The 16,903-nt window shown below is 63.7% G+C and carries 7 protein-coding genes; 3 read left to right on the plus strand and 4 right to left on the minus strand.

Annotated features, from left to right (window positions below):
- Nucleotides 1-90 precede the first annotated feature (90 nt).
- A complete protein-coding gene (locus tag AC1DJW_RS16985; RefSeq protein ID WP_476901913.1) occupies nt 91-3,105 on the plus strand; it encodes a Tn3 family transposase in 3,015 nt (1,004 codons plus the stop codon).
- Between the two features lie 421 nt (nt 3,106-3,526).
- On the opposite strand, the gene AC1DJW_RS16990 is transcribed toward AC1DJW_RS16985, so the two are convergent.
- Nucleotides 3,527-4,831 (minus strand): IS256 family transposase, encoded by a 1,305-nt coding sequence (locus tag AC1DJW_RS16990; RefSeq protein ID WP_476901991.1) that lies wholly within the window; start codon nt 4,829-4,831, stop codon nt 3,527-3,529.
- Nucleotides 4,832-5,118: 287 nt separating this feature from the next.
- On the opposite strand from AC1DJW_RS16990, the gene AC1DJW_RS16995 reads away from it, so the two are divergent.
- Both AC1DJW_RS16995 and AC1DJW_RS17000 read left to right on the plus strand, forming a co-directional pair.
- A complete protein-coding gene (locus AC1DJW_RS16995; RefSeq protein ID WP_476901914.1) occupies nt 5,119-9,366 on the plus strand; it encodes an RHS repeat domain-containing protein in 4,248 nt (1,415 codons plus the stop codon).
- Between the two features lie 1,165 nt (nt 9,367-10,531).
- Nucleotides 10,532-11,500 carry a recombinase family protein gene (locus AC1DJW_RS17000; protein WP_476901915.1) on the plus strand — a complete coding sequence of 323 codons (969 nt, stop codon included), beginning with the start codon at nt 10,532-10,534 and terminating at the stop codon, nt 11,498-11,500.
- Between the two features lie 206 nt (nt 11,501-11,706).
- Here AC1DJW_RS17000 and AC1DJW_RS17005 read toward each other — a convergent pair whose 3' ends face one another.
- From AC1DJW_RS17005 to AC1DJW_RS17015, 3 genes are all read right to left on the minus strand, one after another.
- Nucleotides 11,707-13,845 (minus strand): GmrSD restriction endonuclease domain-containing protein, encoded by a 2,139-nt coding sequence (locus tag AC1DJW_RS17005; protein WP_476901916.1) that lies wholly within the window; start codon nt 13,843-13,845, stop codon nt 11,707-11,709.
- Between the two features lie 71 nt (nt 13,846-13,916).
- A complete protein-coding gene (locus AC1DJW_RS17010) occupies nt 13,917-14,990 on the minus strand; it encodes a hypothetical protein (RefSeq protein ID WP_476901917.1) in 1,074 nt (357 codons plus the stop codon).
- Nucleotides 14,991-15,542: 552 nt separating this feature from the next.
- Complete coding sequence (locus AC1DJW_RS17015) at nt 15,543-16,901, minus strand: MinD/ParA family ATP-binding protein (protein WP_476901918.1); 1,359 nt, start codon at nt 16,899-16,901, stop codon at nt 15,543-15,545.
- Nucleotides 16,902-16,903 lie beyond the last annotated feature (2 nt).

The following is a 16,903-nucleotide window of genomic DNA, read 5'->3' on the forward strand; positions in this document are numbered from 1 at the left end:
GGGGTCGCGGTAGTATCCGCCGAAAAACGGGCGGATATGGCTCCGGTAGGCTTCTGAGCTGGGAATTTGTCGGCTTGGTGGAGGTCGTTCTTGGCTACTCAGGTGTTCTCGGATGAAGAGCTGGATCGGCTTCGGGGGTTCCCGGAGATCGGCAGGGACGAGCTGTACCGGTTCTTCACCCTGACTCCGGCGGATGTGGCGTTCGTGGATCCCGGCCGCGGGCGTGGCCCGGCCGACCGGCTCGGCCTGGCAGTAGCGCTATGCACATTGCCGTGGCTGGGGTTCGTTCCGGACAGGGTGGCTTCCGCGCCGCCGGTTGCGGTGGCGCGGCTGGCTGAGCAGCTCGGTGTCGACCCGGACGAATTGCGGCTCTATGGGCGGCGGGCGAAGACCCGGACCGAGCATTTGCGGTTGGTGGCAAAGTATCTTGGCTGGCGGTTGCCGACGACGATGGAGCTCAAGGAACTGGACGAGTTCTTGCTGGCTCGGGCGTTGGAGCATGACTCGCCCACGTTGTTGTTCCGGCTGGCGTGCGAGTACCTGATCTCGGCCCGGGTGCTCCGGCCCGGGCCGGTGGCCGTGGTCGAGCGGGTCGGGCATGCTCGCGCGGAGGCGCAGCGGGAGACGTTCGACCGGCTGGCGCGCGAGTTTACGGACGCCCGGTGCGCCGCGTTGGACGCGCTACTGGTCACCGACCCTGCGATCGGCATGACCCGGTTGCGCTGGCTCTCGACAGGCCCTGTCGAGGCGTCCCCGGCAGCGGTGAAAGCTGAGGTCGCCAAGCTGGAATTCTTGCGCGACTTGGGCGCAGACACCTTGGACTTGTCGGTGCTGCCCGCCGAGCGGCGCCGGTTCCTGGCCACGGTCGGGCGCCGGCTGACCGCGCAGGCGTTGGAGCGACGCGATCCGCAGCGCCGCTACCCGATCCTGCTTACGGTGCTGGCACAGTCAGCGACCGATGTACTCGATGAGGTCGTGCAACTGTTTGACCAGGCGATCTCGGCCAGAGAGAGCAAGGCCGGGCGCACGATGCGCGACGCGCTTGCCGAACGGGGCAAGGCCGGGGAAGACCGGCAGGCGCTGCTGGATGACCTTCTGGCCATCATCACCGACCCGGCGGTGCCCGACGAGCATGTCGGAGGGTTGATTCGTGGTGACCGGATCGGATGGGCACGCCTGCGGTCCGCGGTGGCGCAGGCTGGCCCGCGGTTGCCGCGTGATCACGGGCACCTCGCGGCCTTGGACGGCTCCTACGGGTACCTGCGGCAATTCACCCCGCAGGTCCTCGCCGCGGTGACGTTCGCCGGCGGCACCGCCGCTGCCGGGCTGCTGGACGCTGTGGAGATCCTGCGCGGTCTCAACGCCACCGGTGCCCGCCGCGTCCCGGCCGGTGCGCCGACCGGGTTCGTGCCGGCGCGGTGGCGCGGCTATCTGGAGACAGCGGCGACGTCCGGCAACACCAGCGCCTACCGGCACTACTGGGAGTTGTGCACCCTGTTGGCCCTGCGGGACGGGCTGCGCACCGGGGATGTGTTCGTGCCGGGCTCACGTCGCTATTCCGACCCGGCCGCCTACCTGCTCACCCCGGAGAAGTGGGGATTGCAGCGCGCAGAGTTCTGCCAGCTGGTCGGTAAGCCCGCGGACCCCGACCGTGTGCTGGCCGCCGCGGAGGACGAACTGGGCGAGGCGCTCGGGGAGCTCGAGGCGGTCCTGGCCGCCGGCGACGGACCCGTGCGCCTGGACCAGGACGGTGATCTGGTGATCTCACCGCTGTCAGCCGAGGACGTGCCGGCCGAGGCGTCGGCGTTGAAGGCGGAGCTGACCGAGATGCTGCCGTTCGCGCCGATCGTGTCGTTGCTGATCGAGTTGGACAAGCGCACGGGCTACCTGGACTGCTTCACCCATGCAGGGGGCAAGCAGGCACGCAGTCCGGAACTGAAGCGGAACCTGATCGCGGTGCTGATCAGCCACTCCACCAACCTTGGACTGACCCGGATGGCTGATGCGTGTGGGATCTCCTACGACGTGTTGGCTTGGACTGCAGAGTGGTACGTGCGGGAGGAGACGCTGCGTGCGGCGAACCTGGCGCTCATTGACTACCATCAACGGCTGCCGCTGGCTCCGGTGTTCGGCACGGGCACCTTGTCCTCCTCGGACGGCCAGCGCTTCCCGACCCGCGGCAAGTCCATCACGGCCAGGGCCCTGAGCAGGTATTTCGCGGACGAAGGGCTCTCGACCTACACGCACGTGACCGACCAGCACACCACCTACGGCACGAAAGTCATCGTTGCCACGAAACGCGAAGCCCATTACGTCCTCGACGAAATTCTGGGGAACGCGACCGACATTCCCATCACCGAGCACGCGACGGACACGCATGGGGTGACGCTGGTCAACTTCGCCCTGTTCGACCTGCTTGGACTCCAGCTCTCGCCGCGCATTAGGGACCTGGGCAAGATCACCCTGAACCGCACGGGGTCCCGCGCGCAGGTCGAGGCCGACTACCCAAACGCCGGGCCGCTACTGACACGGAAGCTGAACAGCGGCCTGATCGCCGAGCACTACGACGACCTGCTCCGGCTGGCCGGATCGCTGAAATTCGGGCACGCCACCGCGTCCCTGCTGGTCGGAAAACTCTCCGCCTCGGGCAGGCAGAACGCACTCGCGGCGGCCCTGAAGGAGTACGGGGCCCTGCGCCGCACCATCTACGCCGCCCGCTACCTGGCCAACCCCGCCTACCGGCGCAAGATCTCCCGGCAGTTGAACAAAGGAGAGTCCCTGCACGCACTCAAACGGGACCTGCTCTACGCACACGAGGGCGCCGTCCGCACCCGGCATCTGGAGCAACAGACCGAGCAGGCGTGGTGTCTGACCCTGGTTACCAACGCCGTGGTCGCGTGGACCACGGAGTACTACGGACTGGCCGTCGAATCGATGCGCACCACCGGGCGGCGCATCGACGACGAAGTGCTGGCCCACATCTCCCCGGCGCACAGCGAGAACATCAACTTCTTCGGATCCATCGACGTCGACATCGAAGGTGAGCTGGCGCAACTCGGACCCACCGGTTACCGGCCTTTGCGGGTGCGCGACACGCTGTTCTGAAACAAGCTCTGAATTCTGTTTTCCCGGCCAGTAAGCCACTTACTGCACCAGTGACGGCAACTGTGGCGACGGCGAAGACCCACTGGCCGGACACTCCTCGTTCCAGCTCGCCGGTCCCCGGGGCGGCGCTACGGAATCCGTTTCCGACAATGGGTTTTGCGGGTTTCTGCGTCGAAGACAAGTTTTGTTGGGCGACTTTACGTTTTTGTCATGAATGAAAAGCTTGCATCTGTTTGGCTAACTACCTAGCCTCAACCCATCATTGGTCTCGAGGTTCCGGGCTTTCGTTGATGAAACGCCTCGCGCCTGTTTCGTAGAAAGTCTTGTGGGGATGACTATTGTCCGGAGCCGGCGCGAGCCTGCCTTTTTCCAGCCGGTTTCGAGCTTGTCAAGATGTTTGTGTAAGAGGCCGGTGGTTTGTTTAGGCCAGGTATGGTGCTAGTCGTTCGGGGTAGGTCAGGGCGAGCACGCCGAGGGCTTCGTTCCAGCCTTGGCTTTGGGATCCTTCGATGAGGATGTGGATGGATTTGTGCCGGCTGTCGCGGGTCTTGCCGTGGAGCTTTGCGCGTTCGCTGGCGCGTTTGTCCTCGATGTTGCAGATGGCCAGCCAGAGTAGTTTGACGGCAGCGGTGTCGTTGGGGAAATGCCCGCGGTTCTTGATGATTTTGCGCAGCTGGTAGTTCAGGGACTCGATCGCGTTGGTGGTGTAGATGATCCGGCGCAGCGGTGGCGGGAAGGCCAGGAACGGGATGAACTTTTCCCAGCTGTTGCGCCAGGTGTTGACCGTGGCCCGGTATTTGAGGCCCAGCGGCGAGGCGGCGAACTCCTCCATCGCGGTCTCGGCCGCTTCCGCGGAGGATGCGGTGTAGATCGGTTTGAGGGCTGCTGCGACCGTTTTGCGGTCCTGGTAGCCGATGAAGCGCAGCGAGGCCCGGATCAGGTGCACCACGCAGGTTTGCACGGTTGCCAGGGGCCAGGTCGCTCCCACCGCTTCGGGGAAGCCTGTCAGGCCGTCGCAGCAGACGATGAGCACGTCTTTGACTCCGCGGTTGGCCAGTTCGGCGCAGACGCCGGCCCAGAATTTCGCTCCTTCGGTGGCCTCGACCCAGATGCCGAGCACGTGCTTGATGCCTTCCATGTCAACGCCCACGGCGATGTGCGCGGCCTTGTTGCGCACTTGCGCCCCGTCGCGGATTTTGACCACGATCGCGTCCAGATAGAGGATCGGATAGATCGGGTCAAGGGGTCGGCGCTGCCAGAGCAGTACTTCATCGAGCACGTCGTCGGTGATTTTGGAGATCGTCTCGTGCGAGAGTTCGGTCCCGATCGTGGACTCCAGATGGTGCTGGATGTCGCGGATGGTCATGCCCCCGGCGTAGAGGCTGACGATCATCTCATCCAGGCCTCCGGTGCGGCGGGAACCCTTGGGCACCAGCTGCGGGGTGAACGTTCCGTTCCGGTCCCGCGGGACGGCCAGCTCGACATCTCCGACCTGGCTGGCCAGCGTCTTGGGATAGGAGCCATTGCGTGAATTCGGCAGCACCCGGGAAGCCGAATCCCCTTTCTCGTAGCCCAGGTGCCCGGAAAGCTCGGCCTTGAGCCCTCGTTCCAGAACGGCCTTGATCATCTGGTTCAGGAAACCGTTCTTGCCATCGATTTGCAGTTCACCGGAGTCGATCTGCTCCATCAGCTCCTCGAACGCGCCCGACTCCCGTAGCTGTTCCATGCCGCCCGCAGCGGCGACCTTGGCGGCGAGCTCGGCGCTGAGCTCTTCATTGGCATCAGTCATGGTCACAGTGTTCTCCAATCAACCGGGGACCGGAACTCCTACACAAACCATCTGACACCCAGCCGGTTTCCGCCGTTTTCCTGACCTTCAGGATCCTTATTGCCGCACTGGTCGCTGCCGCTGTTTCCCTCTACGGGCTCAGCGCCCCCGCCTTCGCCGCACCGTCCTCGGCCGCTCCGGCCGCAGCACCCACCAAGGTAGTGGCGGCACCGGCATCGGTGCCGATGACCGATCCCGGTCCGACCCAGGCCGGCGTGTTCGTGCCGATGCAGGGACGCCTGGTCGACACCCGGGACGGCACGGGCGGGGTGACCGGGCCCCTGCCGGTGAACACCTGGACGGCGATCCAGGTCACCGGCAGGGTCGGGATCCCCAACACGGGCGTCGGATCGGTCGTGGTGTCGCTGACCGTCGTGTCGGCTCCGGCGGACAGCTGGTCGCAGCTGGCTTCCAACACCGAACGGCCGGACACGCAGACCACCAACCTGTTCGCCGGCACCGGCGACACCGTCTCGAACACCTCGATCGTTCCGGTCGGCACGGACGGGATGATCGCCCTGCGCTCCTCGGTGTCCCAGCAGTACGTCATCGAAGTCCAGGGTTACTTCACCTCGGGGTCCACGCCGGCGCCGGGCGGGTATGTGCCGATCCCCACGGCACGTCTGGTGGACACGCGCAACGGCACGGGCATCGCGGCCGGGACCTGGGCCACCGGGGACGTGAAGACCGTGACCTTGAAGAACATTGCGGGGATCCCGGACACCGCCGGGGCGGTGTTCGCCAATGTCATCCTGATCAGCACCGACCCGGAAACCGGCAACCCGGCCCTGTACCCCTTCCCGGCAGGTGGCACCGACCCGGGGACACCACTGCACTACCGGGGCAAGCAGACCACCGGGGTAGGGGCGACCCTTGACCTGAACGCGGCCGGACAGGTCAGCTTCCGCCTGGCGTGGAACACGTATCCGGTCAATGTCGTCATCGACGTGGAAGGTTACTTCGACGGGCAGGTCAGCGACAGTTCCTACCATTCCCTGGCCACCCGTCTGCTGGACACCCGCACGAGCGCGAGGATCCCGGCCGGCGGGACCCTTTCGGTGACCGTGGCCGGGGTCAACGGTTTGCCCGCCGCCTCGACGGATCTGGCCGGGGTGGTCATGAATGTCACCCCGATCAACTACAGCAACACACCCTCCGGGTACCTGCGGGTCTGGCCCTCGGACGAGCCGGAACCTGCCCAAAGCATGGTCAACTACACCGTCGGGCCGGACATCATCTCCAATGTCATCGTGGTCAGACCCGGCACGGTGGACGGGAAAATCAACGTCAAAAACCTCGGCTCGGACCCGGTGGATGCGGTGATCGACGCCCAGGGCTGGTTCACCAACGCCCATCTGTTGCCGCCCGCGACCGGGAGCAACGGCGCCGCGTCCGGGTCCCGCGGATCCGCTTCGATGGTGACCCACCAGCTCAGCGACGGCAGCAGCCTGGCGTGGAACCCCACGACGGGCAACGCCAGCCTCACCGGCCGGCTTTTGAACATCCGCGGGATCGGCCAGGACCTGAACCTGGCTTGGCGGTACAACAGCCTCAACGACGCCCGCCCCACCCTGAGCCTGGGCCGGATCGAAGCCGCGCTGCGCGTGGACGGCGGGACCGGCAAGGTCACCTACACCGCTCCCGATGGCGGCTGGTACACCTTCACCCCCTCCGGCAGCACCTGGACCATCCCGGCGGGCCTGAATGCATCCCTGACACACCCCACGGCCAACGAATACCGGCTCAGGTTCAACGACACCGGCATCACCGACGTCTATGACGACGACGGCGCCAACTACGCCCTGACCCGGTCCTTTGACGCGAACACCACCAACCCGAACACCATCACCTACACCCACACCGGCGGGCTGCTGACCTCCAGCACCGACACCCAGGGCAGGACCATCACCTACGCCTACACCGATGCCCGCAACCTCAACCAGCCCTCCACCATCACCGACACCTCCCTGAACCGGACCATCACCCTCGAATACGCCGGAGCCCATGGCCAGCTAAGCAAAATCACCGACGCCACCGGCGCGGTCACCACCTTCGCCTACAACACGGCAGGGAAACTGACCTCCCTCACCGACGGGCGCTCCGGGATCACGAGCCTGGAATACGACACCAGCACCCGAGTCTCGAAAATCACCTACGGCACAGGCTCGGCAGCGCAAAGCATCTTCACCCCCGCCTACCCCTCCGGCACCACCTCGACACTGACCGACCCCAACGGCAAAACCGCCACCTACACCTACAACACGGCCAAGCAGGTCACCGCCGTCACCGACCCGAACGGCAACGCCGTCACCGGAACCTTCGATGGCCACGACAACCGCCTCACCACCGTCGACGCGGCCGGCAACTCCACCACCTCGACCTACAACGCCAACAACTCCCTGACCAAAATCACCTCCCCACTCGGCGGAGCCACCGGAACCGGCGGGGACGTGTCCTTCACCTACCCCTCCGCGACCGGAGACCCGCTGCTGAACTACCGGCCAAGCACAGCCAGCAACAGCGAAGGCAACGCCACCACCATCAGCTACGACGCCAACACCGCGGCCCCCAGTATTGCCGCCACCCCGTCCAACCTCGGCGGGTCCCCGCAGAACTTCTACCAAGGCGATGCCCTTGGCACGAACTGCGGGGCGAAACCGGGATCCGTGTGCCGGTCCATGGACGGCAACGGCAACAGCACCAGCTACGGATACGACACCACAGGCAACCCCGTCACCGTCACCAGGCCTTCGCCGCTGGGCGTCATCGCCAGAACCTTTGACGCAGCCGGGAGGATCGCCACCATGACCGACGGCAACAACCAGACCGCCACCTACAGCTACGACGGAAACGACCGGCTCACCCAGATCCGCTACGGCGCCATCTGCGTCACAGCCACCTGCGTGAGCTACACCTACGACGCGAACGGGAACCTCACCAGCCGTGTCGACGCCGCCGGCACCACCACCTACACCTGGGACGCCCAGAACCGGCCTMCCGCCAAGACCATCGGCGGGACCACCACCACTCTCACCTACGACGGCGCCTCGAACGTTCTCACCTACACCGACCCGACCGGCACCGTCACCTACGCATACGATCCCGCGAACCGGCTGATCAGCCTGGCCGAGCCCGGCGGATCCTGTCCCGCAACCCCGGCCTTCCCGAACACCACCAAGTGCACCGGCTTCGGCTACGACAAACAAAACCGCCGCACCAGCACGACCTACCCGACCGGGGTGAAAAACAGCACCAGCTACGACAAGGCCGGACGCCTCACCAACATCACCGCCACCACCAGCACCGGCACCGTCCTGGCCAAACGGGATTACACTTACACCACCAGGCCCGACGGCAAGGACGGTTCACTGCGCGCCAGCGTCACCACCGAAACCGGCGCCACCACCACCTACGGCTACGACGCCATGAACCGCCTCACCTCCGCCGTCACCGGCGCCACCACCGAAACCTGGAGCTACGACAAGAACGGCAACCGGACCATCGACACCAAAACCGGCACCCCCACCGTCTACTCCGCGTTCAACGCCGCCGACCAGCTCTGCTGGACCGGCCCCGCCACGGGAAGCTGCCCCGCACCACCTGCCGGCGCCGCGGTCTATGCGTACGACGCCAACGGCAACACCACCACCGCAGGGACCGCGACCAGCACGTACAACGTCTTTGACCAGTTCACCGCCAACACCAACTCCGGCACGACCACCAACTTCACCTACGCCGGACCACGCAACGACGAACGCACCGCCGCAGGAGCCACCAGCCTCCTCAACGGGACACTCGGGATCACCCAACAAACCACCAGCGGCGCAACCACGTCGTTCATCCGCGACCCGCAAGGAAACCTGATCAGCATGCGGGACAGCACCGGGGCAAGCTTCTACTACACCACCGACGCGCTCGGCTCCACCATCCTGCTCACAGACAACACCCAGGCCTCCGCGGCCGGCTATTCGTACGACTCTTGGGGAAACACCACGAGCACAGGCGCGCCGGCAGCCAACAACCCCTGGCAATACGCCGGAGGCTATTACGACCCATCAACCCAACGCATCAAATTCGACGCCCGCTACTACAACCCCTTTCGCGGTCGCTTCACCCAAACCGATCCTTCATGGCAAGAAACCAACATTTACGCCTATGGTGGGTCCAATCCGGTCAACTCCACGGATCCGATGGGCTTGCTCGCCGCCGGCTGTTACTACACCGATTACGGAGTTCAATGTCAGGATTCGTATCAGGGCAATTTCTCATCCGTTAACTCATGGGTCGCGAACAACCCGAGCAATACTATCGCTTGCCGGGGCAGTGCGATGTCATGGTTTCTGTACCCATTGGGCTTCGCGTCGAGAGTATTCAGCGTCGTTAACGGCTTGTTCGGATTCGTGAGTAGCGGTGCTTGCCGCAGCGGGTTTTGACGAGACTTCCCAATGAACGAAGTGCTACGAATGGAAAGGGCAGCCCATAATGGGTCCCACTGAAGCTGCATCCAGCATTAGCGGCAACCGCACGCTGCGCGTTACCTTTGCCATAACAATGGTGGTCTTGGCGTTAGCGGGAATCGCCACCAACTTGGTGTCCGCACGGACTGATCCGCTGGGCGACTATGTAGTGGTCATGGTGCTATTCCCCGGGATCATCACGTGTGTGAACGCGTGGCAACTCGTGCGACCTCGCAGCGAAGAACGCCCGTATGCTCTGACAAGACGACCGTGGCGGTATCTCGTCTTTGTAGTTGCCGCTCTTGCCGCGAGCGTCTACGCAGTCTACTTTCTCATCTCGCGCTCGTCCGCAACAATGCTAGGAATATTCCTGTCTGCTCTCGGGTTTTGGACGTTCCTGGTTCTCTTCGATCGTCCCGACAAACCTGGCGAGTCAGCTCCAGGAGAGTCCTAAACCACCTAAACGAGTAGCCACCTTCACGCCGCATGTTTCCCGGCAAACGACACAGTCGCAACTCGTTTGACGCACATCTGCGGCATGACGGGGCGAGGCGGTTCAGTCTTGGCTGGTCGCATGCTGGGTCGTGCCACGGCGACTATCGAACCGATCGATTGCCGCCGTCTTGTTGAGTTGACCCATGCAGTGGCGGTTCGCCCTCCCGGGCGGCACCTAGTTCTTCCTCTTGATCTTGCAGCTTGTCCGGGCAGTTCTTGGATCTCGTTCTGCTCCTCGAGGGCGGCGTGGTTGCGGGGTGCACCCAGTCCGGTTCGGGAGTAAGCCTGCTCGCCGAGGAGCTCCGACAACCGCTTTTCCATGTCGGCGATGTGGTGGGCGGCGGACGGTGGCCCGCCAAAGTATGGTCAACTACACCGGCTCCTAGACTGTCATTAGGTGACAAGTAGCGGATCAGATGTCTAAAGAGGCGCGTTTCTGCTCCATTGATCCGGCATTTTACTCCAAGCAAAAGCATCGCGGCCCGGCGAAGCGGACCGCGGACAGCTTCCATAAACGCCCGATTTTGAGAAAGCGGGGAATGGTCGGCCCGGCTGACCGGCGAAGGCCGGAAGTCTTCTCAGAACCCGTTCTCACTCAAAGAATGCGTGACTGACTTCTGAGAAATGTTTATGAGAGAATTTCGGGATGTCGAGCGAAACCGAACCCGCCGCCGCCTCCGACGCCGATGAGGTCGAGCAACACTCGTGCCCCCGCTGCGAAGTCCAGCCCGGATCGCCGTGCCGGTCCCGCTCCGGAGCCGTCGCCTCGACCTACCACACCGGCCGGTTCACCAAAGTCCCCAGACTGGCCAAGGAACTGCGCGTGCCGACCCCGGCCGACCGCGGACCCGGCCAGCCGTGGCGGCCGGGCACCCCACCGCCGGCACCAATCCCCGCAGACACCCAGAGCGCGGACATCCGCGTCGGCTACGCCCGCTGCTCCCACCTGACCCAGGAACTCCAGTCCCAGCTGGATGCGCTGGCCGCCCACGGCATCCCGCGCGAAAAGATCTTCGCCGAGAAAATCTCCACCCGCGTGAGGGTCCGCCCGAAGTTCGAAGCCGCGCTGGAAGCAGCCCGCCAGATCAAGGCCCACGCCCCGCACTGCCGGGTCATCTTCACGGTCTACGAGATGAAACGCCTCGGGCGCGATTCCGCCGAACTGACCGCCCTGGCTGACCACCTCACCGCCCACGGCATCGCCCTGGAAATGCTCGCCGGGCCGCTCACCGGGATCTACGACCCGACCGGCACCGGGAGAGTCCTGTTCGCATTCTTCGCCGCGATGGCCGAAACAGAACGCGAGAACATCCGCGAAGCCACCCTCGAAGGCCTCAACGCAGCCGCCCGCAAGGGGAACCACGGCGGACGCCCACCGGTCATCACCGACGACATGCTGCACACCGTGCTGCGCCGCCGCGAGAAGGGCGAGTCCGTCCAGGATATCCGCCCCGACCTGATCATCCCCACCGGCAAACGCAAAGGCCGCAACCCCAGCCTGGCCAGCATCTACCGGGCGCTCACCGAACACGAAAAACGCCAGGCCTACCCCGACGCCGTCGACCAGGCCCACGCCGACTTCGCCACGCTACAGCCGAACAACCGACACGACTGAACTGCCGGGTTACCGCAACCAGCCATATCCGCCCGATTTTCGGCGGATGCTACGGGAACCCCTGTGCCCATGTGGGCGAGAGGCTAGCTAAGATTCCCCCGCCGGAGGGCCGATCCCGTCGCGGACAATAATCTATCAACACTGCGGGCGGCCGCTCTCGGCCGTCCGCCGTGTGGCCCAGCGCATGGCTGAGGACTGTCACATGGCTAGTCCTGGCCAGCGGCCCCCGACTGCCATTCGTAGGCCTGCCTTATTAATCCCATGGCGTAGTGGAAGTCCGCCGGGTCCTTGTATCGGTAGCGGATGTTTCCGGTTCCCCAGTGTCCACGGTCGCTGATGTCCTCGCAGAGGCCGGAAGGGTCTTCGACTTCCGCCATGGGCATCTTGGCTTGAATCGTTAATTCACGATCCAGAGGAATGATGTCGACGAATGATTCGAGTGAGCTGAAGCTGACGTAGTGCTTCTTGAAGTCCTCGGTGACGGATTCATCGAGCGCGAGGATCTCCTTACGCAGGTCGGCGTACATTTGGCTGCGGGGACCACTCAGCAGCCCGGGAAAGTCGTCGATGGAGTATTCAGCCCTGACTCGGGGGACCTCATACTGGGCGGCGGTTTCCTCATCTAATTGGGGGCGCGGCCAAATGAGAAGGGCTGTCTTTGTTAGCTCTTCGCCTCTGGTTTTTATGGCGTCTGCGTCCCAGACGGCAACGGATTTAACGGACTGATTGAGTCGGAGCGGGCTGTCCCTGAATCCGCCTTTGATGGTCAGTTTGTCCTGAAACGATCTGTCGCTGTATTCGGAGTTGTAGCCTGTGAGCGTCAGGTTGCCGAGGGTATGCAGCCACAGAGCATGCGTATCTTCCCAGTTATCTCCAAGCTCGGCTCGCCACTCCTGGGAGAGGTTCGGGTTCTGCGGCATGACATGTTCGATGGTGAAGTTCGAGACGGATGCCGGTTCTTTAGTGTCGAAATTCTCCAGACGTCGAAGCAAGTAGCTTCGACGTCGGAAGTGGTAAGCATCTCCATGGACCAAGGCGTCTTCGAACTCGTCGTTGGTAGGGAACCTTTTGTAGGTTTTAAGGCTCACCAAGTGAGCCGTCAGGCTTTCCAAGTAGCGGGATTTGTCAATGAATTTACTCACAGTTGCGAATGTCTTGTTGAGCGAGTTAGTGGGGACGTTGCAGACTGCGCGCCTGAAGACATAGGACTCGATCAGCCTCACGCCACGGACAAGGTCGGACAGGGTCAGGATCCCCGTAGCGTAGTCGTCGTACATCTCTAGGAAAAGCGGGTACGCCGTGTCGGATTTGAGCTCGTTGACGTCCCTGAAAGCGGCATTCAGGGCCGGATTCTCGTCCTGGTTCAGTGCAATGCTGCGATAGTAGTGGGAATAATTCTTCAGATCTACGAGGAGTAACTCCAGATTCTCCTCGCCTGTCGCTGCGACATCGGGACCTGCCAGCTGCCGGGTGTATTCCTTGAAGGCGGAATATATATCTGACTCTTTGGGGATGCTCCCGGTTTTGACCGTGAGATAGTGCCGCACGAACGGATCGAAGTGGTCAACGTAAGCAGCCTGTCCGAACTCGATCTCCATGGGTCGCCAGTAGGTGTTGTAAAGACGCGTCTGACTCCTGGCGGGAAGTCCCATGAGTACGTAGTTCCTGATGAGGTCTGCCTGGCTTAGTTCCTTGCCGGTGGAGTTCATCGACTCAAAGATTAGCTGCGGGTTTTCTTGGTCTCGACTAAGTGCGATGTCCACGACCATGAGTTTGGCCAGCCCCTTGCATACTGAGGCAAGGTCCCCGCCTTTAGCATTGAAACCGGCCACGGCCTGGGTGAACCATTCGTAATTTTCACGGATCCGAACCGAATGGTCACGGGGCACGTCGATTCCGTCGACAATCGAAATGAGGGTGTCTTTATCTGTCTGCGTGAGAAGGAGCTTATATCGACGGGTGTCATCTTCGTCGGTGTTAATCAGATATCTGTTGGTGATCTTATTTGGGGAGAACCCGTCAAGGGGCTCCCGGTCTTCAAGTGATCGGGTTGTCAGGGCCACAGCCAAAGCCTTGAGTATCAAGATGACTGATGTGAGGCGTTGCTGACCGTCGATGACGAGCAACGGTTCCTGCTTGGTCAGATTCGACTGTCCTTTGCTGATGTGTACGACCGAGCCTACGAAGTGGACGTTTGTCGCATCGTTCTGTCCCGCCCGGATGACGTCGTCCCAAAGGGTCCGGCACTCATCTAACGTCCACGAATAGGTTCGTTGGTAGATGGGGATTTCGAACTGGTGCGCCTTCCACAAAAGGTCCAGGAGTGGGGCTTCGGATGCTTTCATTCAGGATCTCCATTGACTGTGGCTGCGTTGCGGCCAAATATACTCCTGACCCGAAGTGGCCCAGGGGCTGGCTAGAGGTTATCTACCCCATCCTGGGTGTGCGCCCGACCCGGTTGTTCTGCCGCGCGGCGGCCCGAGCGCTGCCGTTTGCCAGTGTCGAACATGGCGCGGATCTGCGCGAGAGCGGTGACCTTGGCGGGGGAGTCGCCGGAGTCCAGCCGGGCCGCGCGCTCGGCCTGGCGCTCCATCATCCGCCGGCGCTCCGCCTCCTGCTCGCGACGGAGAGCGGCAATGCGGGCGGCTTCTTGCTGGTCGCGGGAGCGGAGTGTTTCGCCTGTTTCGGTGCGCCAGGCGCTGAGGCGGTGTCTGAGCCAGCCGCGCATCCGCCAGGGGTCTTTGGTGTCGGGTGCGCCGCTGTGCGGCCACTGGGTGCCGTCAGGCCGCCAGTCGAGTGCGTGAATGACGTCCGCGACGGTCCAGCCGGCCAGGAAGAAATCTCGGCATGAGCTGGCGACGTCCTTGGGCGTCATGGAACGCAGGGGAAAGCTCCGGTAGCGGATCTCGGACGCGGCGGCCACACGCTGGTCTCGGCGTTTTGGCGTCCGGTGAGCTGGCCACAGCAGTTCTGGGCGCCATGGCATCTGGGCGGGAGGTGCGCCGCTTGCGGCGCCTGCGGGAATGAGTCGTGGCGGAGCCACGTCGTTTTGGGAGTTTTTTCCTTGCGCGCGTGTATGGGTTAATTTTCTTTCTTTAAGGTGAGAACCGCCTAGGGCGGGAGGGGTGCCAACTTTGTTCACAAGCGCCAGCGGCGACGGCGCGCAGAGAACGTAGACGGCGGCTTCGTTGATGCGTTCGCCGTCAGGGCCAACGGCAGCGTACTTGGCCTGCCGGCCGGACGCTACGCGGCCGATAATGCCCCAGGCGGCTAGGAGGCGAAGGACGCGCGCCACGGTTGTTCTGGAGGTTCCTGTGGCCTCGATGAGGGCTTCCCAGCCTGGGCGGGAAGTCATGCTCTCGTAGTCGGCGCGCTCGATCAGGGCGCGCAGCACGGCCACAATGGTGGCCTGGCCATTGCGGTTGCGCACGGCGAAGTTCTCGTGCCGAAGCAGGGCTGCCATGGTCTGGCGTCCGTGTGCGGCCCTCACGCTGCCTTTGGGGACGGCTGACAAAACTACATCCGAGGACGTCTCTCGGGCGCGGTTGACACGACGCAGCCGCGGATGGGTCCGCGATTCACTGTCGTTTAAAGCGCGCGCATGTACACTAGAGCCCATGCAGTACCTTTCTGAAAAGAGGGTGTGACTGTGGGAGCCCTACGCCGGGAAACTTGCCGGAGACGCGGTGTAGAGCTTGAACAACTTGATACGAAGGCCCGCCGTTAGGCGGGCCTTCTTCGTTTAAGAGGCGATACGCCCGATAGGCAGTTCCCCCTGGCCGGTAACGGTCGCGATATCAATGGAGGCGAGCTTTTCAGCAACGGCATGAGCAATGAACTCACTAGCTGACTGCCCTTGGTGATCTGCGACAGCGAACAATTTTTCTGCGTCTGCAACGGGGAGCCGGGTAGTCAGAACGTGACGGTCCCCTTTGGAAGGTCGCCCTCCGCGTGCGCGTTTCTGAAATGCCATAGCCCTCACGTTAGTTTCTGAAACGCCGAGGGTTCGGCATACGGCGCGGTGTGTCGTTTCTGGCCACATCTAAAATCCTTTGGCGACGGCGGCCGCTGCGGCGAGCCAGGCGCGTCGGGTGGCTGGCTGGAGGGCGTCATAGCGGATTGGGCCGTTGACCAGGGCGGGGTCGTAGGGGATGCGGACGACGGCGCGCACGTGCGGGGCGAAGCCGTCAGCGATCCTGCGGGCCTCGTCCTTCGCTCGCTTGAGCGAGTCTCCGCTCATGCTGCGTTTGGCGTCGGTGGATTCGGAGACGATCACGACGGCGTTGCGGGCCAGCTCGGCGTCGTGTCCGCCTCGGGATTCGAGCGTCTGGAGGGTCAGGCGTGCGGCCTCGGCGCGGTCTTCAATGGCGGTCACGGGGACCACGAGCTGGTTGGTGTGGGTGATCATCTGGCGCCAGTTCGCGGAGCGGGCGGTGTTACCGGAATCCATGACGATCAGCCGGTAGTAGCGGGTGAGCACTTGGTGGGCAATGTCCACTTCCTCGGCGGTGACTTCGTGGTCGCCCTCGTCGTTCTCGTCCGAGCGCAGGACGTCGAACTTATCCGAGGTCTGGTGGTGGACGAACCGGGCGATCTCGGCGGCGTTCGTGCTGGGGGAGAGTAGCGTCTGGGATGAGTCGATGAGGTCAAGGACGCTGTTGTCATGGCTGCCCTGTTCGGTGCGCCAGCCCAGGGTTCCCTGGCTCTCGTTGTTGTCCCAGGCGACGGTTGCGGCGCCGCTGTAGCGGGCCAGGATTGCGCTGAGCATGACGACCGTGGGCGTCTTGTTCGCCCCGCCCTTGCGGTTGACGACGGCCACGGTGCGCGGCCCGGGCCAGTGTTGACTCACCGTGCGGATATCCTCGCGCTCAGCCAGTTCTTCGGGGGAGGGTTCCATGCGGAAGCCCAGTCTGGTGAGAGCGCCGCGCCAGCCGCGCGTCGCCGGCTCCAGCACGGGCGCGCTGACCAGGAACGAAGTCTCCTTGAGGCTGCGGCGAGTGACAGGCTCCGGGGCGGCGTCCCCGGGTTCTTGGACGCGGGACACGGCAGCTCCGAATGTGACCGGCGCTGCCGGAGCCTGGACGGGCGCTGGGTCAGACACAGCCGGCTCTGGGTTCTTCTGGCGCCGGGGGCTGGGTTTGGCCTGGGAGGCTTCGCTGACGAGGCCCTCGGGGGAGACCACGATGAGGCCCTGGCCGTCCGGGTCAGTAGTGCTCACCTTGACGGGCCGGCCGAGCTGGGCGGCGGTGTCGGTGATGAGGCGCAGCGCCTCGCGGAGGACGGCGGCCTCGTCGTCGGCCTGGATCGCGTGGGAGGTGCCGTTGATCGTAACCTCACCGGTTCCGTTGGCGCGCAGAACGGCGTCGATCTTGGGGAAGTCGAGTGCTTGGGTTTCCATCATCT

The sequence above is a fragment of the Arthrobacter sp. 05L417 genome (genome assembly GCF_056397865.1).

Coding starts and splice junctions, on each gene's coding strand:
- AC1DJW_RS16990 (WP_476901991.1), bottom strand. CDS start 4,831: ATGGAACAGCTACGGGAGTCGGGCGCGTTCGAGGAGCTGATGGAGCAG.
- AC1DJW_RS17000 (WP_476901915.1), top strand. CDS start 10,532: ATGTCGAGCGAAACCGAACCCGCCGCCGCCTCCGACGCCGATGAGGTC.
- AC1DJW_RS17005 (WP_476901916.1), bottom strand. CDS start 13,845: ATGAAAGCATCCGAAGCCCCACTCCTGGACCTTTTGTGGAAGGCGCAC.
- AC1DJW_RS17015 (WP_476901918.1), bottom strand. CDS start 16,901: ATGATGGAAACCCAAGCACTCGACTTCCCCAAGATCGACGCCGTTCTG.